The following is a 23,132-nucleotide window of genomic DNA, read 5'->3' on the forward strand; positions in this document are numbered from 1 at the left end:
GAAAATGAAATTTAAAATATCAATATTTATAGTCGCATTTTTAATGTCTGTTGGTGTATTTGCACAAGTTGACAGATCTAAAATGCCAGAGCCAGGACCTGCTCCAAAAATTTCTTTGGACAAACCTGAAGAATTCAAATTAAAAAATGGACTAACAGTTTTAGTTGTTGAAAACCATAAATTACCTCGAGTTTCTTATTCTTTAACCATAGATAATAAACCAATGACTGTTGGAGATAAAGCAGGTGTTGAAAGTTTAATTGGTGCCATGATGGGGAATGGGACAACTAACATCTCTAAAGATGAATTTAACGAAGAAGTTGATTTCTTAGGAGCAAGTATTAATTTTGGTTTTAGTGGTGCTTTTGCAAGGTCATTATCTAAGTATTCTGATCGAATTTTAGAATTAATGGCAGATGCAGCTATCAATCCATTATTAACCGAAGAAGAGTTCGAAAAAGAGAAGGAAAAACTTATCGAAGGATTAAAAACTAGTGAAAAAAGTGTTGATGCCGTTGCAAATCGTGTTGGTGGTGCACTTTCTTATGGTAAAAAACACCCTTATGGAGAGTTTACTACAAAAGAAACAGCGGGTAATGTTACTTTTGGTGATGTTGCGTCATTCTATGAACAGTACTTTAATCCAAATAACGCCTATCTAGTTGTTGTTGGTGATGTTGATTACGACACTGTAAAAAAACAAATTACTGAGCACTTCGGAAAGTGGAAAAAATCAGTAGACATTGCTTATAATGTTCCTGAAGAAGCGCCTAATGCCCAATACACACAAATCAACTTTGTTGATATGCCAAACGCTGTACAATCTAATATTTCATTAACAAACAATGTTGATTTAGAAATGAAGGATGACGATTATCATTCAACACTAATCGCAAATAAAATTTTAGGTGGTGGATTTAACAGTTACCTCAACATGAATCTTCGTGAAGAACATGGTTATACTTATGGTGCACGTTCTAGTGTTGGTGTGGACGAGTACGCATCTCGTTTTACAGCAGGTGCTGCAGTTAGAAATATGGTAACAGATAGTGCTGTTGTACAAACTTTAAAAGAGATTAATCGTATAAAAACCGAACCTGTAGCTCAAGATGCTCTTAAAAACGCAAAGGCTAAATATGTTGGTGACTTTGTATTGGCTCTAGAAAATCCACAAACCATTGCACGTTATGCTTTAAACATTAAATTGAATGATCTTCCTGAAGATTTCTATACAACATACTTGCAAAAAATAAACGCTGTTACTGCAGATGATGTAAACCGTGTAGCTAACAAATATTTTAAAACTGAAAATGCTCGTTTTATCGTTGTTGGAAAAGGAAGTGAAGTTTTAGAAAACCTTGAAAAAACAGGAATTCCTATTAAATATTATGACGCTTATGCCAATGCCGTTGATAAACCAAACTACGATGTTGAGATGCCTGAAGGCATGAATGCTAATACTGTTTTAGCTAATTACATTGAAGCTATTGGTGGTAAAGAAAAGGTTGGTAGAATCACATCTGTAGTCTTAAAATATGAAGCAACTGCAATGGGAGCAACTGTTTTAGTTGAAGAAAAAAGAACTGCCGATAAATTTGCGACAGTAACGTCTATGAATGGAGCTCCTATGATGTCTGTAGTTGCAAAAGACACTGAAATGTACATGAAGCAAGGCGGACAAAAAATACCAATGCCTCAAGCCATGTTAGATGATTTAAAGCCATCTATAGGTGTATTCCCTGAGCTAGGATTTATGGCTTCAGGAAAAGCAAAACTTTCTGGTATTGAAAAAGTAAATGGAAAAGATGCTTATAAAGTAGAAATCCCTGGAAGTTCTGTTTCAATCACATCGTTTTATGATGTAGAATCTGGACTGAAAGTTAAAGAGGTTTCTGTCATCAATTTCCAAGGACAAACACAAAATCAAGAAGCTGAATTTTCAAACTACAAAGAAGTTGAAGGTATCAAATTCCCTCACACAAAACGTGGAGCTTTAGGTCCACAAGTAGTTGAGTCTACTCTCGTTGAAGCAATTCTAAATACAGGAGTTACAGATGCAGATTTTGAAGATTAAATCTTAGATACTAATTGAAAAAACTCGAAGTCCCATAGGCTTCGGGTTTTTTTATGCCTTTTTTTTATTTGCCAAATAAACACCAAGTAAGATAATAGTACTTGCAATAATTTGCATTATACCAAACGATTCACCATCTAATAATCCCCAAATCAAAGCAACAACTGGCATCAAATAGGTTACCGAAGAGGCGAAAACAGGTGTGGAAATCTGAACCAATGTATTAAACAATACTTTTGCCAAAGCCGTTCCAAAGAGAGATAAAATCACGACATATATCATTGCCGATTTAAAATGCACATTACTATAAGTCTCTTCCGAAAAGAAATCTGTAAAGAGCAAAATAATAATAGCTGGTATAATGATAGCCACATAATTACCAGTGGCAATACTCAATGGTTTTACGTTTTGTAAATATTTTTTAATAATATTCACATTAAGGGCGTACATCACAGTTGAGGCAATTACAAATCCTGCATACAAATAATTTTGATTGGGGTTTAAGTCTGCTCCTTTTAAAATCAAAATGCTGGTACCTATAAAACCAATAATCACGCCTAGCAATTGCCGCTTTGTAAACCCTATCTTAAAGATTGCAAAGCCCAATAAAATGGCATTTAAAGGCACCAAGGAATTTAAAACAGATGTTATAGCACTATCTATTTCGGTTTCAGCAATAGCAAATAAAAACGCTGGAATAAATGAACCTAAAAGTCCTGAGATCACAACCCATTTCCATTCAGATTTTTTAATAGACTTAATACTTTTCAGCCCTACAGCAAACAAAAAGACACCAGTAATAATTGTGCGCAAAGCACCTAATTGAAAAGGTGTTAATCCTAAGAGAGATTTTTTAATTAAAATAAATGAACTTCCCCATATTAACGATAAAATCAGTAGATACAGCCATTTAATGTTAGTGTTTTGCATAGGTTTTCTTAACTAATTCACAAAATTCGTTAATTTTCATGCAAGGAACATCAATATTTATTAAGTTTGTTCGAAATACTATTAAATTTAACTATGAAAACATTAAGAAATATTTTAGCTATCGCATTCATTTCGGCATCAATGATTGCTTGTAAGAGTGAAACGACTCCAGAAGTAAAAACGGTAGAATCTAAAACAGAGATTAATACGAATGCGGCAAAGAAGTTAGATCCAAACGCAACATATGCTAAGGCAGAATTCGGTATTGAAGGAATGACTTGTGCTATGGGTTGCGCAAAAACGATTGAAAAGAAAATAGCAAAGATGGATGGTGTTAAATCTGCGAAAGTAGATTTTGACAAAAAATTGGCTATGGTTGAATATGACGAAGCTATGGTCACTCCTAATACTTTAGAAGAAGCTGTTGCCAGAGCAGGAGGAACTTATAAAGTAAAAGACATGAAAACTGTTGATACGTTCTCTTCTGAAAAAAAGCACGAATGTACTGCAGCAGAAAAAGCCGCTTGTGCTAATAAAAGTGCTAAAGAAAAAATGGCATGTGCAGATGACTGCAAAAAAGGATGTTGTGCAGAAAAGAAAGCATAATTAAACTTATAACATACTTAAAAACCCACTCAATAGAGTGGGTTTTTTGTTATCGTAAAGGGAAACCTTTTGCCGCCCACCAAGGATGAATTTCTATCTCTAAACGACCCGCTTTTACCATAGGGTCTGCATTTGCCAAACTATCTGCCATAGTTTGAGTTGGTACATTATAAATAGTAATCCCCCTTATATCTCCATTATCTCCAAACGGACCAGAAATATCAGCATAACCCATATCATACATTTTGCCCAAATGTGCTAAGTGTAATTTTTGTAGGCTATCCGTTTCTCCTTTAGATTGCGATCTATTTTTACCACGTTTTAAGAAGGCGATAAAATATTGTTGCATGACAATAGTATCTTTTGTTTTTTCATCTATATAATCAAAGGTTTGATATCCTTTGGCTTGTAGTTCTTCTTTGAGAGTTTTGATAGATTTCTTTTTACTTACGACGTCTTCTGAAATGTTCTCAGTATCTACTTCAGCCTGTACTGTTTTGTCATTGCAAGACATTAACATTAATGCAACAGCAAAAAATAAAATTCTTGTATTCATAATATTCTAATTTATGATGCCCAATTTTTAAATGGTTTTTTACTTAATTGAGAGTTATAATAACGCGGGTCTCCAGTGACTTCTTTTCCCAGCCATTCAGGCTTTTCAAATGCTTCTTCCTTGTTGTTTAACTCAACCTCTGCAACGATCAGCCCCTCATTATCGCCATGAAATTCATCAACTTCAAAAACATGCTTACCTACAATAATTTCGAATCTTATCTTACTAATTACGCTGTGTTCACAAAGTTTTAATAGTGCTTCAGCATCGGTTCTAGAAATATCTTTTTCCCATTCAAAACGTGATAAGCCGTCACTACTAGACTTACCCTTTACCGTTAAAACCCCTTTGTCATCTTTAAGCCTAACCCTAACCGTACGCTCTGGATGCGTATTTAAAAACCCCTGAACAATATGAGTTTGTTTATCTGCTTGATTTTTAAAGACGTCTGAGCTTACTAAAAATTTACGTTCTATCTCTATCATGAAAAAAGACATTTAATGTCTAAATTTACATGATGTCAAACGATTTACCAATACGAAAGATTATTCATGTTGATATGGACGCCTTTTATGCTTCTGTTGCTCAAATGGACAACCCTGAGTTAAAAGGTAAACCCATTGCCGTTGGAGGAGGCGGTAAGAGAGGTGTAATTAGTGCTGCAAGTTATGAAGCACGTAAGTTTGGTGTTAAAAGTGCCATGTCTGGTAGATTAGCAATTAAACTTTGTCCAGAACTCATTTTTGTTCGAACCGATTTTGCTCGCTATAACGAAATTTCTCAAAAAGTACGTCAGGTTTTTTATGATTATACAGATTTGGTAGAACCTTTATCTCTTGATGAAGCATATCTAGATGTTACTGAAAATAAAAAAGGTAATCCCAGTGCCTCATTAATTGCACAGGAGATTAGAACACGTATTTATAATGAAGTAGGATTAACAGCTTCGGCAGGTATTTCTATCAATAAATTTATAGCTAAAGTAGCTAGCGATTACAATAAGCCTAACGGTCAAAAAACTGTTAATCCCGAAGAAGTGCTTCAGTTTTTAGAAGATCTTGATATTCGTAAATTTTATGGTGTTGGTAAAGTTACGGCGGAGAAAATGTATCAAAAAGGCATTTTTACTGGTAAGGATTTAAAATCGAAATCGTTAGAATACCTCAATGAAAATTTCGGAAAATCTGGTCAGTACTACTATTATGTTGTTCGTGGGATTCATCACAGTGAAGTAAAGCCAAATCGTATTAGAAAATCACTGGCAGCAGAGCGTACTTTTAATGAGAATTTATCTTCTGAAATTTTTATGCTCGAAAAACTGAATCATATAGCAGAAGAAGTAGCCAAACGTCTCGACAAAAGTAATGTTGCTGGAAAAACGGTAACCCTTAAAATAAAATACAGCGACTTTACACTTCAAACTCGAAGCAAAACTTTACCTTATTTTATAAGTGATAAAAGCATCATTTTGGAAACCGCAAAAGATTTGCTCTATCAAGATAAATTGAAAAACTCTGTAAGATTACTTGGTATTTCTTTATCCAATTTAAATACAGAACCGTCAAAAACAAAAGTGTCTAAGGTAAAAGAAAAGCCTGTTAGTGTTCAATTAAAGTTTGATTTTTAGTACCTATAAATGCTAAATAGTGTTAATATCTGGGTATTAGATAAGATAGTTTTTAAATTGTAAAGTAAAATCAATCCACATGAAATCAACACTAACATTAACGCTTTGCGTGTTGTTATTTAATTGCAATACCAAACCAGAACAGCCTGAAGTAATTTCCTCTGAAAAAGAAGACGCCTTTGATATAGCATATAAAGAAGGTGCTGTGACACCCTTTGCTCCAGAGATTTTTTCTCAGTTTATCAACGTACGTGATTTCACAGTTAATTCCGAAGAAGATGAGGCTTATTTCACCTTGTTAAGTCCGGCTAGGGAACTCTCGGTTATTATGTATATTCAGAAAGAAGATGCTATTTGGAGTAGTCCTAAAATAGCAGATTTTTCTGGTAGATATACCGATCTCGAACCCTTTTTATCGCCCGACGGCTTAAGACTTTATTTTGCCTCTAACAGACCTGTGTCAAAAGATAGTACTAATGTTAAGGATTTTGACATTTGGTATGTTGAGCGTGATAAAGTTGATGCCAAATGGTCGCAACCAATTAATGCAGGAACTCCAGTAAATTCCTCTTTTGATGAGTTTTATCCATCTGTTGCCTCGAATAAAAATCTCTATTTCACTGCGATTAAAGAAAATATGAATGGGCAAGACGACATTTTTATGAGCACATGGAATGGCACTACCTACGAAACACCAGTTGCTCTAAGTGCTGGTGTAAATACTGAAGGCGCCGAATTTAATGCCTTTGTTGCTCCAGATGAGTCTTTTATTTTATTTAGTGGCTGGCGCAGACCAGATGGTATTGGTAGTGGAGATTTGTATATAAGTAAACGTGTAAATGGTGAATGGCAAACGGCTACGAACCTTGGTGAAACAATTAATTCTAAACAAACTGACTATTGCCCTTTTGTAAACCTAGAAACTGAAACATTGTATTTTACAAGTAGAAGAACTCATGTTGAAAAAAAGGATTCTGGATATACAGATACAGATGAACTTTTAAAACAAATCAACAGATACGATAATGGTGCCAGTAGAATTTATAAGGCTAGCTATAGCGATATACATTGAAAATAAATAAAATTAACACTACTTAGACACATCATCTATTTGTCGATGGGTATATTTATACGGAGACTCTTGTATGCTTCGAACTAGTTGAAGGATATAAGGTTTCCCTCGATTAATAAGGTTTTGAATTTCCTCAGGATTAAGTGAAATTTTAATGTCATAAATACCAATACTTCCGCAAACAACGGTCAATATATAAGACTTAGAGTTTGTTCGCTCTAAAGTATAAGACCACTCCTCTTTGAAAACAATCATTGAATAAAAACGTTAGTTGCGTTAGCGATTGCAACGGCATCCTTTTTACATCAGTTCGAATGATGCGACCCAAAATGGGGAAGCATTGTATTGAGAACTGATGTAAAAAGATATAGTGAAAAGCGCGACCCTTGTGGTAACGCCCAAAATTTAAAAACTACAACTTGCAATCTCGGTTACTCTCAATGTATTTACCATTCCTTTATCTTGAATTGGCATAGCCGCTAAACTGATAAGCATGTCACCCACTTCAAGATAGCCTTTTTTACAGGCAATAGCATTAACGTCTTCTATGGTTTCATCTGTACTTACAAATTTGTCATAAAAGAATGCTTCCACGCCCCAAAGTAAGCTAAGTTGTGTTAAGATACGTTTGTTAGAAGTAAATACTAAAATATGTGCTTTTGGTCTCCAAGCTGAAATTTGAAACGCTGTATATCCACTATTGGTTAACGTAGAAATGGCTTTAGCACTAATCTCATTGGCCATATGTGCGGCATGATAACAAATAGACTTCGTGATATAACGTTTTGTTTTTATGTGCGGTGGTGATTGAGGTACCTGAATTAAATCGGAATCTTCCACGCTTCTAATAATTCCAGCCATTTGCTTGATTACTTGTACAGGGTAATTTCCAACCGATGTTTCTCCAGATAGCATTACGGCATCTGCGCCATCCATAACAGAATTAGCGACATCATTAACCTCAGCACGCGTTGGCGTAAGGCTTGTAATCATTGTTTCCATCATCTGAGTAGCAATAATTACAGGAATTCTAGCGCGCTTAGCACGTAACACCAGTTTTTTCTGAATAAGTGGGACTTCCTCTGCAGGTATCTCTACACCTAAATCACCTCTGGCTACCATCAACCCATCACAATAGGCCACAATTTTATCAATATTTTCTACTGCTTCAGGTTTTTCAATCTTTGCTATGATAGGGATTTTGTGATCGCTATGTGCTTTGATAAGCTCTTCTAGTTGCATCAAATCTTCGGCATGTCGCACAAAAGATAAGGCCATCCAATCTACTTTTAATCCGCAAGCAAAAATGGCATCTTTCACATCTTTCTCGGTTAAAGCTGGTTGTGAAATATTTGTATTTGGAAGGTTAACTCCTTTTTTAGAACGTAATGGACCACCTTGAATTACTTTTGCTTTGACCTCAGATTTTTTATCGGTTGACACGACTTCAAAAATCAACTTTCCATCATCTAAAAGAATGCGCTCTCCTGGTTTGGCATCTTGTGGAAACTTATCATAAGTCATATAAACCCGTTCTTTAGTCCCTTCAAAACGTTCTCCTGTAGCAAAGATAATTTCGTCTCCTTCATTAACAATAACCTCTCCTTTCATAACACCTACTCTAAGTTTTGGTCCTTGAAGATCAGCCAAAATTGCGGCATTAAAACCAAATTCTTCATTAAGGTCTCTTATCATCTTTACACGTTCCTCAACATCTTTATAATCGGCATGTGAAAAATTGATACGGAACACATTAGCACCTTCTTCAAGCATTTGTTTAAGTGTATCCTTAGTACTTGTGGCAGGACCTAATGTGGCTACTATTTTGGTTTTCTTTGTTCTTAACATTAGTCAAAAATTAAGTGGTCTTTAGATTTTATTTGGTCGACATCCACACTATATGCTGTAATCACTTGTGGTATCGTTTGAATTTTATTCAGAATATGTTTTTCATTAAAGTGTCTATGTTCATTAGAAACTTTAATAAGATAATCTACCGTTTTTAATTCTGGCAGAAGGTTAAATGTTCTTGTTACGGTTGTTGAATTTTCAAACAACGAACCAGAACTTTGAAGCGCTGCTTCTTCTTTTTTACAAATATTTGAAACGAGATTCCAAACCGTATCAAACTTTTTGTTTTCCCATTCATAAATAGAAAAAGCTGCATCAAAATAATTGTAGTCCAAATCTTGTGGCTTGCGTTCTAAATTAAGCTCTAAGTGTTTATTAAGAAGGTAAGCCAATCGATAATCTTCTAATCTACAATGAATAGCTAGAAGCGAAAAAGAAGCATCATAAAAATCGTCTACGAGTAACTTGTGAAATGCCATAATTAATCAACTACAAGTTGTAAATATAACACATAAAAGCTATACATATGTGAAGTTTTGGTTAATCTTACGTCAGGTATCACAACGAAAACGTTGTAGTTAGGAAGTTTTAAAATTGAATCTATTTTTTATTTAAAAGGCTCGGCTTATTTCTTTTTGAAATGCGAAAAATGCACGCTTGGAAGCCTTTTCTTCTGCCTTCTTTTTTGATGTAGCTCGTGCCTTAGCGATAACTTTTTCATCTATAGATAGCTTAACAGAAAAATGTTTTAGGTCGTCGTTTCCAGTATCCTCATACACATTATAATCGAAAGTTTTCTTTTCCTTTTGACACCATTCGATGAGCAAACTTTTATAACTTATCACACGACCTTCGAGTGTTTCAATATCAACATGAGGTTTGATCACACGCTTATAGATGAATTTTTCGCAATATTTATATCCTTTATCGAGATATATGGCGCCAACCAGGGCTTCAAAAAGGTTACCATGAATATTGTTGCCAAAATTTGATTTAGGAATTTTACTTTCTACCAAATCAATTAAATTGAGTTCTTTTCCAAGTTCATTAAGATGCTCTCTACTTACAATTTTAGAGCGCATTTTAGTTAAATAACCTTCATCTCCATGAGGTACTTCTTCAAATAGATACGATGCGATAACAGCACCAAGCATAGCATCTCCAACAAACTCTAAACGTTCATAATTAATTGCGTTTCCATCATTGTCCTTGATATTCATTGAACGATGTGTGAAGGCTTTTACATACAAGGATTTTTTCTTGACTTTATAACCTAGAATAGCGTTAAGTAGTAAAAAAAAATTCCCGTCCTTATGGAAACGGGAATTTTTTAGTATGTTACGAATGAAGCTCATTCGGGATTTAGTCTATTTTTTTGAATAATACACAAGCGTTGTGACCGCCAAATCCAAAGGTATTACTCATAGCAACTTTAATATCTCTTTTCTGAGCTTTATTGAGTGTTAAGTTTAATTCTGAATCTATGTTTTCGTCAACCGTTTCGTGGTTGATTGTTGGAGGAATTATTCCATGCTCGATAGCCATTATAGAAGCGATAGCTTCAATAGCACCAGCAGCACCCAACAAATGTCCTGTCATAGATTTAGTAGAATTTATATTAATATTCTTAGCGTGGCCGCCAAATACTTCAGATATAGCTTTTAATTCGGCAACATCTCCTAAAGGTGTTGATGTTCCGTGTGTATTAATATGATCTACATCTTCGGGATTTAAACCAGCATTTTGTAAACAATTTCTCATAACCGCTACAACACCTATACCATCTGGATGTGGTGCTGTCATATGGTAAGCGTCAGATGATAATCCGCCACCTACAACTTCAGCATAGATTTTAGCGCCTCTAGCTTTCGCATGGTCATACTCTTCTAAAACAATAGCTCCTGCTCCTTCACCTAACACAAAACCATCTCGGTTTGCGTCAAATGGTCTAGAAGCCGATTCTGGATTATCATTTCGAGTAGACATAGCGTGCATAGCATTAAAACCTCCCATACCAGCAATGGTAACTGCAGCTTCACTTCCACCAGTAATTACAACATCACAATGACCTAAACGTATATTGTTTAAAGCATCAATCATTGAATTCGCAGAAGAAGCACAAGCAGAAACCGTTGTGTAATTAGGACCCATAAAACCATATTTTATAGATATGTTTCCTGGTGCAATATCAGCAATCATTTTTGGAATAAAGAATGGGTTAAAACGAGGAGTACCGTCACCAGCAGCATAGTTTAACACTTCTTGTTGAAATGTTTCTAAACCACCAATACCTGCTCCCCAAATTACACCTACTCTTAGTTTGTTCAACGCGTCTAAATCTAGTTTCGAGTCTGCAATTGCTTCATCTGAAGCTACCATTGCATACTGCGAAAATTTATCCATTCGCTTTGCTAATTTTCTATCAATAAAGTCAGTAACTTCAAAGTTTTTTACTTCACAAGCGAATTGTGTTTTGAACTTTTCAGCATCAAAATGTGTTATAGGCGCGGCACCACTTTTTCCACTAACAAGGGCATTCCAATATTCATCTTTGGTATTGCCTATTGGTGTAAGTGCTCCTAAACCGGTAACTACTACTCGCTTTAATTCCATAAAATAAAGTTCTTATTTTGCTTCTTCTATATAAGATACAGCTTGACCAACTGTTGCGATATTTTCAGCTTGATCGTCTGGGATTTGGATATCGAATTCTTTTTCGAACTCCATGATTAACTCAACAGTGTCTAATGAATCTGCTCCTAAATCGTTAGTGAAGCTTGCTTCAGTTACAACTTCGTTTTCATCAACTCCTAATTTGTCTACGATAATCGCTTTTACTCTTGATGCAATGTCTGACATAATTTTTTAATTTTAAGTTTTAATTAGGTCGCAAAAATAAAAAAACTTTATTTCAATACACACCTTTACATTAAAAATGTGTCTGTAATTTACTAAAATTACTTTGAAGAATTTATCTTTTACGGTCTAATTGTTAATTATTATTCTTTTTTTTGTTTTGAATAACACTAACTGTTTGTCTGTAAATGAAACGTATTGTAATCTTTGCGTCCGGAGGTGGCACTAATGCTGAAAATTTAATTAAGTTTTTTCACAACAGAGAAAATGCTTCTGTCATTCAGGTACTCACTAACAATCCTCATGCCAAAGTTTTGGATCGTGCTAAAAAATTGAAAATAAGTGCATTATCATTCAATAGAGTCGCTTTAACCAGAACTAATGATGTACTTAATATATTGAAATCTTCTCAACCAGATCTCATTATATTGGCTGGTTTTCTTTGGAAATTCCCAGAGCATATACTACGAGAATTCCCCAATAAAGTGATTAATATTCATCCTGCTTTGTTACCAAAATATGGAGGAAAAGGAATGTACGGAATGCATGTTCATGAAGCTGTAGTTGCCAATAAAGAAAAAGAAACTGGCATCACTATTCACTATGTTAATGAGCATTATGACGAAGGCGCTATCATTTTTCAAGCAAAATGTGACGTTAATACGTCAGATTCTGCTCTCGATGTGGCTAAAAAAATCCATGAATTAGAAATGATTCACTTCCCAAAAGTCGTTGAAAAGTTATTAATTCCAGAATAGTAATGACTGAAATTATAGATTTAAGCCAAGAGATTTATGAAGGCATGCCTGTTTATAAAGATTTACCTCAAGTAAAAATGTCTATTCATAATACACATGAAGAGTGGGATAGAGAGCACAACACCTCTACAAAGACGCCCGCTGTGCATAAGTTAGAACTTGGTGAGCATACAGGTACTCATGTAGATGCTATAAACCATATGGCTAAACAATATGCCGGGCAGTCCATTGACAAGATGCCTTTATCTATGTTCTATACTGAAGGTATATGCTTAGACCTATCTTATAAAAACTTGGGAGAACTCATTGAAATTGAAGACATTCAAAATGCCTGCAAAAAAGAAAATTTAACCATTTTAGAAAATGATACTGTTTTAATTTACACAGATCACTATAGAAAAACCTATGGTACAAAAGATTGGAGTAATGGTCCAGGGCTAAGCACTAGCGCTACTAGATGGCTGGGTCAAAAGAACATTGCTGCGTTTGGAGTTGAAACAATGTCTCCTGGAGTTTCTAATAAAGAGGTTCATCACATTTGCGGAGAACTTGGGTTCACGCATTATGAAAACATGATAAATCTTTATCAATTAATTGGTAGGCCAAGATTTAGATTTATTGCCTTACCGCTTAAAATTAGAGGTGGTACGGGATCACCCGTTAGAGCTGTTGCTGTTTTTGAAAATTAGTTATTAAATTAAAATGTCAAAAAAGAAAAAAAAATATTATACCGTTTGGAAAGGGCATCATACTGGTGTTTTTGAATCTTGGGACGACTGCAAAGCTCAAATCAAAGACTTTCAAGGTGCACAATATAAATCGTTTAAAACGTTTGATGCCGCTAAAAAAGCATTAAAAGGTGATTATAAAGATTATATCGGAAAGCATAAAAAATTTACTAGTGAACTTTCTGAAACTCAACTCAAAAAAATTGGTAAACCCAATTATAAATCTATCTCTGTTGATGCAGCATCTTCTGGAAATCCAGGAAAAATGGAATACCGAGGCGTTGATACTAAAACAAAAAAGCAATTATTTATACAAGGTCCTTTTGAGCAAGGAACTAATAATATTGGCGAGTTTTTAGCTATTGTTCATGGCCTAGCTCTTTTAAAGAAAAAAAACAGCAATCTTCTTATTTACACCGATTCTAAAACAGCAATGAGCTGGGTTAGAAAAAAAACTTGTAACACAAAACTAGAGCGTAATGCAAAAAATAAAGCGCTATTTGAACTTGTTGATCGTGCAGTAAATTGGTTAAAAGAGAACACCTATACAACTACCATCGTAAAATGGGAAACTAAAGCATGGGGAGAAATTCCAGCAGATTTTGGTAGAAAATAACCTTAAATTTTAAAGACTTCTGTAATGCAATGCATTTTTTAACTACTAAGGTTGAAATTGATATTGCCATGAAAAAAAGCATAATAGCCTTTCTTTTCTGTCTTCCCACTTTGATGTTTTCTCAAAATGAATGGACATTAAAAAAAGATGATGATAACATAAAAATATATACGCGTGATGCCGCAAATTCAAATATAAAAGAATTCAAAGCAGTCACCACAATAGACACAGGGTCTAAACATATTTTGGATGAGCTTTTAACCGCTCCAGACTATTATGAAAACTGCGAACCAAATACGAGTTACTATGTAAAAAAACTCAACGAAAATCAGCACGTATTTTATGCACACAAAGATTTACCTTGGCCAATAAAAGATAGAGATATTATTACTTTACTTACCGTAAATAAAATTAATTCAAAAACGATAAAACTAACTTTAGAAAGTTTACCTGAAGAACTTCCAAAAAAAGACAAAACCATTCGTGTAAAGAAACTAATGGGACATTGGTTGCTAGAAGAAGTTGAAGGAAAAACTAAAGTGACGCAGCAGTTATTTTTAAATCCAGAAGGAAGTTTACCTTCATTTGTAGTAAACAGCTTACTTATTAAAGGGCCATATAAAACCTTTAAAGATTTACATAAAACAACTACGCATAGTAAATAAAACTATTACTAATAAAAATAATTGAGTTTGAAATTAATCGCTGTATATTTGCAGCAAATTTTAAAACGCTTTATGAGCAAATTAGTTATAGTTGGAACAGTAGCTTTTGATGCTATTGAAACACCTTTCGGTAAAACAGATAAAATTCTTGGTGGTGCTGCGACCTTTATTGGTTTAGCCGCGTCGCACTTTAACGTTGATGCAGCAGCTGTATCTGTAGTTGGGGGTGACTTTCCTCAAGATTATTTAGATTTATTGTCTAACAAAAACATCAATATAGATGGTGTTGAAATTGTTAAAGACGGAAAAACATTCTTTTGGAGTGGACGTTATCATAACGATATGAATTCTCGAGATACTTTGGCTACAGAACTTAACGTCCTAGCCGATTTCAATCCTGTAGTTCCAGATGCATATAAAGATTCAGAAGTTGTAATGTTAGGAAATTTGCACCCAATGGTACAAATGAGTGTTTTAGAACAAATGACATCAAAACCTAAATTGGTTATTTTAGATACCATGAATTTTTGGATGGATTGTGCTCTTGAAGACTTACACAACGTCATAAAGAAAATTGATGTCATAACCATTAACGATGAAGAAGCACGACAATTAACAGGAGAGTATTCTTTAGTTGTTGCAGCGCGTAAAATTCATGAGATGGGTCCAAAATATGTGGTTATTAAAAAAGGGGAACATGGTGCATTGTTATTTCACGATGATCATATGTTTTATGCACCTGCTTTACCATTAGAAGAGGTTTTCGATCCTACTGGAGCAGGAGACACATTTGCAGGTGGTTTTGCTGGTTATTTGGCAAAAACTGAAGATTACTCTTTTGAAAACATGAAAAATGCGGTGATTTACGGATCAACATTAGCCTCATTCTGTGTAGAGAAATTTGGAACCGAACGCATGGTTAATTTAGAAAATAGCGAAGTGCATAAACGCATGCAACAATTTAAACAACTCACGCAATTTAATATTGAATTATCATAAACCAACGCGCTCAAAATTGAGCGCGTTTTTTATTTAAAACTAAATCCAAAATTTTTAATTTTGGTTCACTCAAAAACAACAACACAACAATGAGCGATGCTTTAAAACATGAGTGCGGAATTGCACTCATTAGACTTAAAAAACCATTAGAGTATTACAAAGAAAAATATGGAAGTGCATTTTATGGTGTAAATAAAATGTACCTCATGATGGAAAAACAGCATAATCGAGGACAAGACGGAGCTGGATTTGCAAGCATTAAGCTAGATACCAAACCTGGAGAACGATACATTAGTCGTGTGCGCTCTATCGCTCAACAACCTATCCAAGATATTTTTGCGCAAATTAACGAGCGTATTAATGAAGAATTAATGGAGCATCCAGAATATCAAAATGATGTTGCGCTTCAAAAAAGACACATTCCTTATGTAGGGGAATTACTTTTAGGTCACGTTCGCTATGGTACTTTTGGTAAAAATAGTGTGGAAAGTGTTCATCCGTTTTTAAGACAAAACAACTGGATGCACAGAAATCTTATAGTTGCTGGAAACTTTAATATGACCAACGTTAACCAATTATTTGATGGGTTGGTAAAGTTAGGTCAGCACCCAAAAGAAAAGGCAGATACCATAACTATTATGGAAAAAATTGGTCATTTCTTAGATGATGCTGTTGCCAAAATTTATAAGAAACTAAAAAAAGAAGGGTATAATAAAAATGAATGTTCTCCATTAATTGCCGAACGCCTTAATGTTGCTAAGATCTTAAAGAAAGCATCCAAAAACTGGGATGGAGGCTATGCTATGGCTGGACTTTTAGGTCATGGAGATGCCTTTGTTTTAAGAGATCCTGCAGGAATTCGTCCTGCTTATTATTTTGAAGATGATGAGATTGTTGTTGTAGCCTCAGAGCGTCCAGTAATCCAAACCGTGTTCAATGTAGATTTTGATGACGTCAAAGAATTAGCTCCTGGTCATGCTATTATCACCAAAAAATCTGGAGAGGTTTCTATTCAGGAAATTATTAAACCCCTCGAGCGTAAAGCCTGTTCTTTTGAACGTATCTACTTTTCTCGAGGAAGTGACGCTGAAATCTATCAAGAACGTAAAAACTTAGGAAAACTTTTAATGCCTAAAGTGCTTAAAGCTATTGATAATGACACAAAAAACTCGGTGTTTTCTTATATTCCAAATACAGCCGAAACATCGTTCTTTGGAATGATAGAAACTGTTGAGCAATACCTCAACGAAAGAAAAACTAAGGCTATATTAGATGGCAACGGAAAACTTTCAAAAGCAAGTGTTATTGACATCCTTTCTGAAAGACCTCGCATTGAGAAAATTGCTATTAAAGATGTAAAACTTCGAACCTTTATAACTGAGGATAGTAGCCGTGATGATTTAGTGGCCCATGTTTACGATGTTACATACGGTGTTATTAAACCAACGGATAACTTGGTTATAATTGACGACAGTATTGTTAGAGGAACTACACTTAAGAAGAGTATTATTAAGATGATGGATCGTTTACATCCTAAGCAAATTATTGTAGTTTCTTCTGCGCCTCAAATTAGATATCCAGATTGTTATGGTATAGATATGGCAAATTTAGAAAGCCTTATTGCCTTTAGAGCAATGCTCGAACTGCTAAAAGAAAACGATAAATATCATATGGTTGAAGAAGTTTATAAGAAGTGTAAAGCACAATTAGACTTAAAAGATACGGAGGTTAAAAATTTCGTAAAAGATCTATACGACGAATTCACATCAGATGAGATATCAGATAAGATTGCCGAACTCATTTCTGATGATACAGTGAAAGCTAAAGTAAAAACGATCTTTCAGCCTATAGAAAATCTACATGAGGCTTGTCCTAAAAATTTAGGAGATTGGTATTTTACAGGAAATTATCCTACCGCTGGAGGTAATCGAGTGGTTAACAGAGCTTTTGTTAATTTTTATGAAGGAACTAAAGAAAGAGCCTATTAGATAAATTGTTGAATTTTTTACACTTTATCCTAAAAAAAGTGCTTTTTACCAGAAAAAAATGCATTTCGTCTAATATTTAATCAACCTTTTCCAATAAACACATACATTGGTATCACCATAACATAAGTAGGTTAAGTTCATGGTAGATTTGGGGCAAAAAAAGGTGAACTTCTGTTCACCTTTTTTTATTTACATAACTATTAGTATTTCAATAAGTTAATCCTCAAAACCTTCAAATTTTAAAAGATCTAATAAACAGCTGTTAATCAATCTATTTGTATACTTATCTAAAGTTGAAGTTCATTTAAGGTTCTTAAACTATCAGAAACAGTGATTTTTCCGTTTAAGCCAATTTATTCGTCGTTGGTCTAAAAAATTAAAATATTAAATAAAAGTGCCGTTATATTTGTTTCACCATAACATAAGTAGGTTAAGTTTATGGTAGATTTGGGGCAAAAAAGGTGAACTCTCGTTCACCTTTTTTCATTTTCACCTCGTTCCTTTCCTAATAATATTCGTTTTTATTTCAGACTCATAAAAAAAAGCAAACCCAATTGAGTTTGCTTTTCTAATTTATTATTGAGAAGTCAATTACTTTGCCTCAGCATAACGTCTCTCAACTTCATTCCAGTTAATAACTTTAAAGAATGCTTCAATATAATCTGGTCTTCTATTTTGGTAGTTTAAGTAATACGCATGTTCCCAAACATCCAATCCTAAAATTGGAGTTCCGCCACATGTTACTCCTGGCATTAAAGGATTATCCTGATTTGGTGTAGAACATACTTCAACCTTTCCTCCTTTGTGAACACATAACCATGCCCATCCAGAACCAAACTGTGTCGCCGCGGCCTTACTAAAGGCTTCAATAAAAGCATCTTTAGAACCAAAAGCAGCATCAATAGCATCTTTTAAATCTCCAGAAAGATAGCCTCTATCTTCTGGGTTCATTACCTCCCAAAATAGTGAATGGTTATAAAAACCACCACCATTATTTCTCACACCTTTATTAGTCATGTCTAGATTATCTAAGATATCCTCAATGGATTTTCCTTCTAAATCTGTACCTGCGATGGCCGCATTTAATTTCGTAGTATATCCATTATGATGTTTTGAATGATGTATCTCCATAGTACGCGCATCAATATGTGGTTCTAATGCGTCATATGCATATTTTAATTTCGGTAATTCGAAAGCCATAATATTATTGGTTTTATTGTTAATATTTAATTCCTTCAAATTTACATATAAAACAGCGCAATTAAAAATATTAAATACCTATGAACTCATAGATAGTTTTTATAATTTTAAGCGTGAAAAATCAAACAAATTTTACGATTTATAATGCTTCAGCTGGGAGCGGAAAAACCTTTACCTTAGTTAAAGATTACCTTAAAATTTTGTTTCAATCTAATAGCAAATTAGCCTTTAGAAATATTCTGGCACTTACCTTTACCAATAAAGCCGTTAGTGAAATGAAGGAGCGTGTTATTGACATGCTTAAGGCGTTTTCTGAAGATCATATTTTAGAAGCTCCAAACAGTATGTCTAAAGTTTTGATAGACGAGCTTGATATTGATTTGCAAGAACTACATGACAAGTCAAAAATATTATTAAAGCGTATTGTACATAACTATGCCGCTTTTGACATTTCTACTATTGATAAGTTTAACCACAAGTTAATTAGAACATTTGCCTATGATCTTAAACTACCTGTAAACTTTGAGGTAGAATTAGACACTGCAACAATGCTAGGCAAGGCTGTTGATAAACTTATAGACAAAGCAGGAAGTGACGCTCAGCTTACCAAAGTATTAGTCGATTTTGCAATAGAAAAAACCGATGACGACAGGAGTTGGGACATTAGTTATGATTTTAATGCTATTGCTCAATTATTGGTTAATGAAAACGAAATCTATTACTTAAACGCATTAAAAGACAAAACTTTAGCAGATTTCAAAGCGCTTAAAATTGAGCTTCAAAAACAACAAAGTTCCATAGAACAACAAATCATCAGTTTAGCCGAAGCAGCGCTTCACCTTATAACAGATAACGGTTTAGAGGATGAGGATTTTACGCGTAAAACTCTGCCCAATCACTTTAAAAAAGTTAAGACCTTAAATTTTAATGGGCTTTACAGTAATAAATTGCAAGAAAACATAGCTTCCAATACATCAATTTATAATAAAACAATTGAGGCTCAAAAAGCGACGTTAATTGATAGTTTATTACCAGAAATAGAAACGTATTATCTAGCCATCAAACGACTAGTTTACACCTCTAAATTTTTAAAAAATGCTCTAAAAAACATAACGCCTTTATCGGTTTTGAGTGCTATCGGTCAAACGCTTAAAGAGATTAAAGACGAGGATGACATTTTGCTTATTTCCGAATTTAACAACCTCATCAATAGTGAAATTAAGGAACAACCTGCGCCTTTTATCTATGAACGTATAGGTGAAAAATTCAAGCATTATTTTATAGATGAGTTTCAAGATACTTCGGGTTTACAATGGCAAAATTTAATCCCGTTGGTAAACAATGCCATATCAACAGAAAACCTTAGAGGCGAAACAGGAACAGCCATGTTAGTTGGAGATGCTAAACAAGCTATTTATCGTTGGCGAGGAGGTCGTGCCGAGCAATTTATTGACTTGTATTCTAAAAAAGACAAACCTCTTGCTTTAAATCAGGTGGTGAAAGATTTAGATTTCAATTTTCGAAGTCATCAAACTATAGTAGAATTTAACAATTCCTTTTTTGATCATATTGCAAATTTCGCGTTCTCCAATCCAGATCACCAACAGCTTTATAAAAATGCCAAACAAGACATCTCTATTGAATCTGGTGGTTACGTCGACATGTCATTTTTAAATATCAAAGACAATGACAAAAACGACCTGTATTGCGAAGCCGTTTTAGGTACTATAAAAAAAGCTAAAAGTCAAGGTTTTAAACCAAAAGACATTTGCATTATTGTTAGAAAAACCAAGGAAGGCATTGCTATAGCAGAGTATTTAAGCGATTTAGATATTGATATTATCTCTTCCGAAACTTTATTGCTCAAAAATGCTCCTGAAGTACAATTTATAAATCAACTTATCACCTTAAGCCTGCAAACACAAAACGATGAAGTGAAAATCAAACTTCTCGATTTTATTGCAGAAGAAAAATTAAACCTTACAAACAAACATGAGTTTTTCAGTCGTTTAATTCACCTGAAACCAAGTGCCTTATTTGAAACTCTAAATACTTATGGGTTTACGTTTAATTACAATACCTTTTTGCAGTTACCCATATATGAAGCTATTGAAAGCGTCATAAGAGGATTTTGTTTGAATGAAACATCCAATGCGTACATCCAGTTTTATTTAGACGAAGTGTTTGATTACTCCCAAAAATACAATGCCAGTTTTTCTGGGTTTTTAGATTATTGGGATCGCAAAAAAGACAAATTAAGTATTGTATCTCCCGAAAGCGAGCATGCAATTCAAATTATGACCATTCATAAATCTAAAGGTTTAGAGTTTCCAGTCGTGATATTTCCATATGCAAATCAGGATATCTATTTTGATATGAGTCCGAAAGTGTGGTTCCCTGTAAACGAAAATCAATTTAGTGGTTTCTCTCATTTATATATCAACTTAAATAAAGATTTAGAGGCGTTTAACGAATTGGGCTCCAAAATTTATAATGATTATCGTTCTCAATTAGAACTAGACAGCCTTAATTTGCTTTATGTTGTATTAACAAGAGCAATGTCTCAGTTATATATTATTTCAGAATATGATGTAGATAAAGCAAAGCAAGAAAAACTAACACTCTATTCTGGTTTATTTATCAATTATTTGAAGTCTATAGGTCTCTGGAATGACCAACAAATGACTTATAGTTTTGGAGCTTGTGAAGCACCTGCCTTCATTGAAGAAGACCAACTCCAAACCGTTGAGCAGCAAGAATTTATTTCAACCCGAAAAGAAGATCTTAACCTCAACATTATTACCAGTTCAGGTAGCTTATGGGACACGGTTCAAGAACAAGCCATAGAGCGGGGAAATCTGGTTCATCAATTAATGTCGTTGATAAAAACAAAGGCCGATGTTAATTTCGCATTAGATCATTTTTTGAGCACAGGAATTATTAATTCTAAACAATCAAAACTCCTAGGAAATATCATTAATAAACTCATAAACCATAACGACTTAAAGTCACTTTTTGAAAGCCATTATACGGTTTACAATGAACGAGATATTATATCCAAAAACGGACAACTATTGCGCCCAGATAGAGTTGTTGTTAACGCTCAAAACCAAGCCATCATTATAGACTATAAAACAGGATTGCAAGATTCTAGTCATAAAGAACAGCTTTTCGATTATCAGTATGTTTTGGAAGAAATGAACTTCGAAGTGATAAAAAAAATACTAATTTATATTAATGATGATATTACCATAAAAGAATTTTAAATTTGTAAAAAATCAATCAATCATGTACGGAAAAATACAAGAACACTTACAAAACGAAATCTCAACTATAAAAAATGATGGTCTCTTTAAAGAAGAGCGTATTATAACCTCTCCTCAAGGTGCTGAGATCACATTAAATACAGGACAGACCGTTTTGAATTTTTGTGCCAATAATTACCTTGGTCTATCATCACATCCAGATGTGATTCAAGCCGCAAAAGATGCAATGGATACTCACGGTTTTGGGATGTCATCTGTGCGTTTTATCTGTGGAACCCAAGACATACACAAAACATTAGAGCAAAAAATTGCTGATTTCTATGGAACCGAAGATACTATATTATATGCCGCTGCTTTTGATGCTAATGGCGGTGTATTTGAACCATTGCTAGGAAAAGAAGATGCTATAATTTCAGATTCTTTAAACCACGCCTCTATTATTGATGGTGTACGTTTATGTAAAGCAGCTCGATATCGCTATGCCAATAATAATATGGCAGATTTAGAACAGCAACTCATTGCGGCTAATGACAATGGAGCTCGATTCAAAATTATAGTTACAGACGGTGTGTTTTCAATGGATGGATTGGTAGCGCCTTTAGATGAAATATGTGATTTAGCCGACAAATATGACGCGCTTGTTATGATTGATGAGTGTCATGCCACTGGATTTATTGGTGAAACAGGTCGAGGAACTCTAGAAGAAAAAGGTGTTTTAGGTCGTATAGACATTATTACAGGAACACTCGGAAAAGCTATGGGAGGTGCTATGGGTGGTTATACTACTGCAAAAAAAGAAGTTATTGAAATTTTACGTCAACGCTCTAGACCATATCTTTTTTCTAACTCTCTGGCCCCAGCCATTGTGGGTGCTTCTATAAAAGTATTTGATATGTTAGCCAATGATACGACTTTAAGAGATACTTTAGAAAGCAATACCAATTATTTCAAAGCAGGAATGAAAGCGGCTGGTTTCGATATTATTGATGGAGATTCGGCTATTGTACCAGTCATGCTCTATGATGCCAAGCTATCGCAAACCATGGCTAAAATGCTTTTAGACGAAGGCATTTATGTTATTGGCTTCTTTTTTCCAGTGGTACCAAGAGAAAAAGCAAGAATACGCGTACAACTTTCGGCAGCTCATACAAAAGCACATTTAGATAAGGCTATTGAGGCATTTACTAAGGTTGGCGAAACACTTGAAATTATTTAAAATCAGTCCAAACTCCTTATTTTTAGTACGTATAATCAATATTTTTATATATTTGTCTTTGTTAATAAAATTTAACAACTTACTTTTGCCTTTAATTAACACTTAAAATTAAAATTATTTAGAA

At 34.2% G+C, this 23,132-nt stretch carries 22 protein-coding genes; 12 read left to right on the forward strand and 10 right to left on the reverse strand.

Features of this window, described 5'->3' with window-relative positions; genetic code table 11:
* Positions 1-4: 4 nt before the first annotated feature.
* Complete coding sequence (locus Q0893_RS01510) at positions 5-2,074, forward strand: insulinase family protein (RefSeq protein WP_298901298.1); 2,070 nt, start codon at positions 5-7, stop codon at positions 2,072-2,074.
* Between the two features lie 51 nt (positions 2,075-2,125).
* Here the strand turns inward: Q0893_RS01510 and Q0893_RS01515 are convergent, their stop codons facing one another.
* Positions 2,126-3,004 (reverse strand): DMT family transporter, encoded by an 879-nt coding sequence (locus Q0893_RS01515; RefSeq protein ID WP_298901297.1) that lies wholly within the window; start codon positions 3,002-3,004, stop codon positions 2,126-2,128.
* A gap of 93 nt (positions 3,005-3,097) precedes the next feature.
* Between Q0893_RS01515 and Q0893_RS01520 the strand changes: the two genes are divergently transcribed.
* Positions 3,098-3,610, forward strand: coding sequence for a heavy metal-associated domain-containing protein (locus Q0893_RS01520; RefSeq protein ID WP_298901296.1), 513 nt, complete (start codon positions 3,098-3,100; stop codon positions 3,608-3,610).
* 49 nt (positions 3,611-3,659) lie between these two features.
* Here the strand turns inward: Q0893_RS01520 and Q0893_RS01525 are convergent, their stop codons facing one another.
* Positions 3,660-4,166 carry a hypothetical protein gene (locus Q0893_RS01525; protein WP_299272022.1) on the reverse strand — a complete coding sequence of 169 codons (507 nt, stop codon included), beginning with the start codon at positions 4,164-4,166 and terminating at the stop codon, positions 3,660-3,662.
* An 11-nt stretch (positions 4,167-4,177) separates the two neighbouring features.
* Positions 4,178-4,651, reverse strand: coding sequence for a CYTH domain-containing protein (locus tag Q0893_RS01530; protein WP_298901294.1), 474 nt, complete (start codon positions 4,649-4,651; stop codon positions 4,178-4,180).
* 32 nt (positions 4,652-4,683) lie between these two features.
* Between Q0893_RS01530 and dinB the strand changes: the two genes are divergently transcribed.
* Both dinB and Q0893_RS01540 read left to right on the forward strand, forming a co-directional pair.
* Complete coding sequence (dinB, locus tag Q0893_RS01535; RefSeq protein ID WP_299272024.1) at positions 4,684-5,793, forward strand: DNA polymerase IV; 1,110 nt, start codon at positions 4,684-4,686, stop codon at positions 5,791-5,793.
* 79 nt (positions 5,794-5,872) lie between these two features.
* A complete protein-coding gene (locus Q0893_RS01540) occupies positions 5,873-6,865 on the forward strand; it encodes a hypothetical protein (protein WP_299272026.1) in 993 nt (330 codons plus the stop codon).
* An 18-nt stretch (positions 6,866-6,883) separates the two neighbouring features.
* On the opposite strand, the gene Q0893_RS01545 is transcribed toward Q0893_RS01540, so the two are convergent.
* The 6 genes from Q0893_RS01545 to Q0893_RS01570 form a co-directional block, all read right to left on the reverse strand.
* Positions 6,884-7,120, reverse strand: a complete 237-nt coding sequence (locus tag Q0893_RS01545) for a hypothetical protein (protein ID WP_298901292.1) — start codon at positions 7,118-7,120, stop codon at positions 6,884-6,886.
* Between the two features lie 150 nt (positions 7,121-7,270).
* The gene (gene pyk, locus Q0893_RS01550; protein WP_298901291.1) at positions 7,271-8,713 is read right to left on the reverse strand and encodes a pyruvate kinase; all 1,443 of its coding nucleotides are present in this window, start codon (positions 8,711-8,713) and stop codon (positions 7,271-7,273) included.
* The gene (locus Q0893_RS01555; RefSeq protein WP_298901290.1) at positions 8,713-9,195 is read right to left on the reverse strand and encodes an IPExxxVDY family protein; all 483 of its coding nucleotides are present in this window, start codon (positions 9,193-9,195) and stop codon (positions 8,713-8,715) included. The genes pyk and Q0893_RS01555 overlap by 1 nt, the downstream gene beginning before the upstream one ends.
* Before the next feature lie 132 nt (positions 9,196-9,327).
* On the reverse strand, positions 9,328-10,071 hold the full coding sequence (rnc, locus tag Q0893_RS01560; RefSeq protein ID WP_298901289.1) for a ribonuclease III: 744 nt from the start codon (positions 10,069-10,071) through the stop codon (positions 9,328-9,330).
* A gap of 7 nt (positions 10,072-10,078) precedes the next feature.
* The gene (gene fabF, locus Q0893_RS01565; protein WP_298901288.1) at positions 10,079-11,329 is read right to left on the reverse strand and encodes a beta-ketoacyl-ACP synthase II; all 1,251 of its coding nucleotides are present in this window, start codon (positions 11,327-11,329) and stop codon (positions 10,079-10,081) included.
* Positions 11,330-11,341: 12 nt separating this feature from the next.
* Positions 11,342-11,575 carry an acyl carrier protein gene (locus Q0893_RS01570; RefSeq protein WP_013750595.1) on the reverse strand — a complete coding sequence of 78 codons (234 nt, stop codon included), beginning with the start codon at positions 11,573-11,575 and terminating at the stop codon, positions 11,342-11,344.
* Positions 11,576-11,760: 185 nt separating this feature from the next.
* Between Q0893_RS01570 and Q0893_RS01575 the strand changes: the two genes are divergently transcribed.
* From Q0893_RS01575 to Q0893_RS01600, 6 genes are all read left to right on the forward strand, one after another.
* Complete coding sequence (locus tag Q0893_RS01575) at positions 11,761-12,330, forward strand: phosphoribosylglycinamide formyltransferase (protein WP_298901287.1); 570 nt, start codon at positions 11,761-11,763, stop codon at positions 12,328-12,330.
* Positions 12,331-12,332: 2 nt separating this feature from the next.
* Positions 12,333-13,019, forward strand: coding sequence for a cyclase family protein (locus Q0893_RS01580; protein ID WP_299272030.1), 687 nt, complete (start codon positions 12,333-12,335; stop codon positions 13,017-13,019).
* 13 nt (positions 13,020-13,032) lie between these two features.
* Complete coding sequence (locus Q0893_RS01585; protein WP_298901283.1) at positions 13,033-13,674, forward strand: ribonuclease H family protein; 642 nt, start codon at positions 13,033-13,035, stop codon at positions 13,672-13,674.
* Between the two features lie 68 nt (positions 13,675-13,742).
* Positions 13,743-14,339 (forward strand): START domain-containing protein, encoded by a 597-nt coding sequence (locus tag Q0893_RS01590; protein WP_298901282.1) that lies wholly within the window; start codon positions 13,743-13,745, stop codon positions 14,337-14,339.
* Between the two features lie 72 nt (positions 14,340-14,411).
* On the forward strand, positions 14,412-15,338 hold the full coding sequence (locus Q0893_RS01595; protein WP_298901281.1) for a PfkB family carbohydrate kinase: 927 nt from the start codon (positions 14,412-14,414) through the stop codon (positions 15,336-15,338).
* Positions 15,339-15,427: 89 nt separating this feature from the next.
* Positions 15,428-17,326: an amidophosphoribosyltransferase gene (locus Q0893_RS01600; protein WP_298901280.1), complete on the forward strand. Its 1,899-nt coding sequence runs from the start codon at positions 15,428-15,430 to the stop codon at positions 17,324-17,326.
* A gap of 591 nt (positions 17,327-17,917) precedes the next feature.
* Here Q0893_RS01600 and Q0893_RS01605 read toward each other — a convergent pair.
* A complete protein-coding gene (locus tag Q0893_RS01605) occupies positions 17,918-18,526 on the reverse strand; it encodes a superoxide dismutase (RefSeq protein ID WP_298901279.1) in 609 nt (202 codons plus the stop codon).
* A gap of 113 nt (positions 18,527-18,639) precedes the next feature.
* On the opposite strand from Q0893_RS01605, the gene Q0893_RS01610 reads away from it, so the two are divergent.
* A complete protein-coding gene (locus Q0893_RS01610; protein WP_299272035.1) occupies positions 18,640-21,792 on the forward strand; it encodes an exodeoxyribonuclease V subunit beta in 3,153 nt (1,050 codons plus the stop codon).
* Positions 21,793-21,814: 22 nt separating this feature from the next.
* Positions 21,815-23,008: a glycine C-acetyltransferase gene (kbl, locus tag Q0893_RS01615; protein ID WP_298901277.1), complete on the forward strand. Its 1,194-nt coding sequence runs from the start codon at positions 21,815-21,817 to the stop codon at positions 23,006-23,008.
* The last annotated feature ends 124 nt before the right edge of the window (positions 23,009-23,132 follow it).

This window comes from uncultured Psychroserpens sp., from assembly GCF_947494225.1.
Taxonomy (GTDB): Bacteria; Bacteroidota; Bacteroidia; order Flavobacteriales; family Flavobacteriaceae; genus Psychroserpens.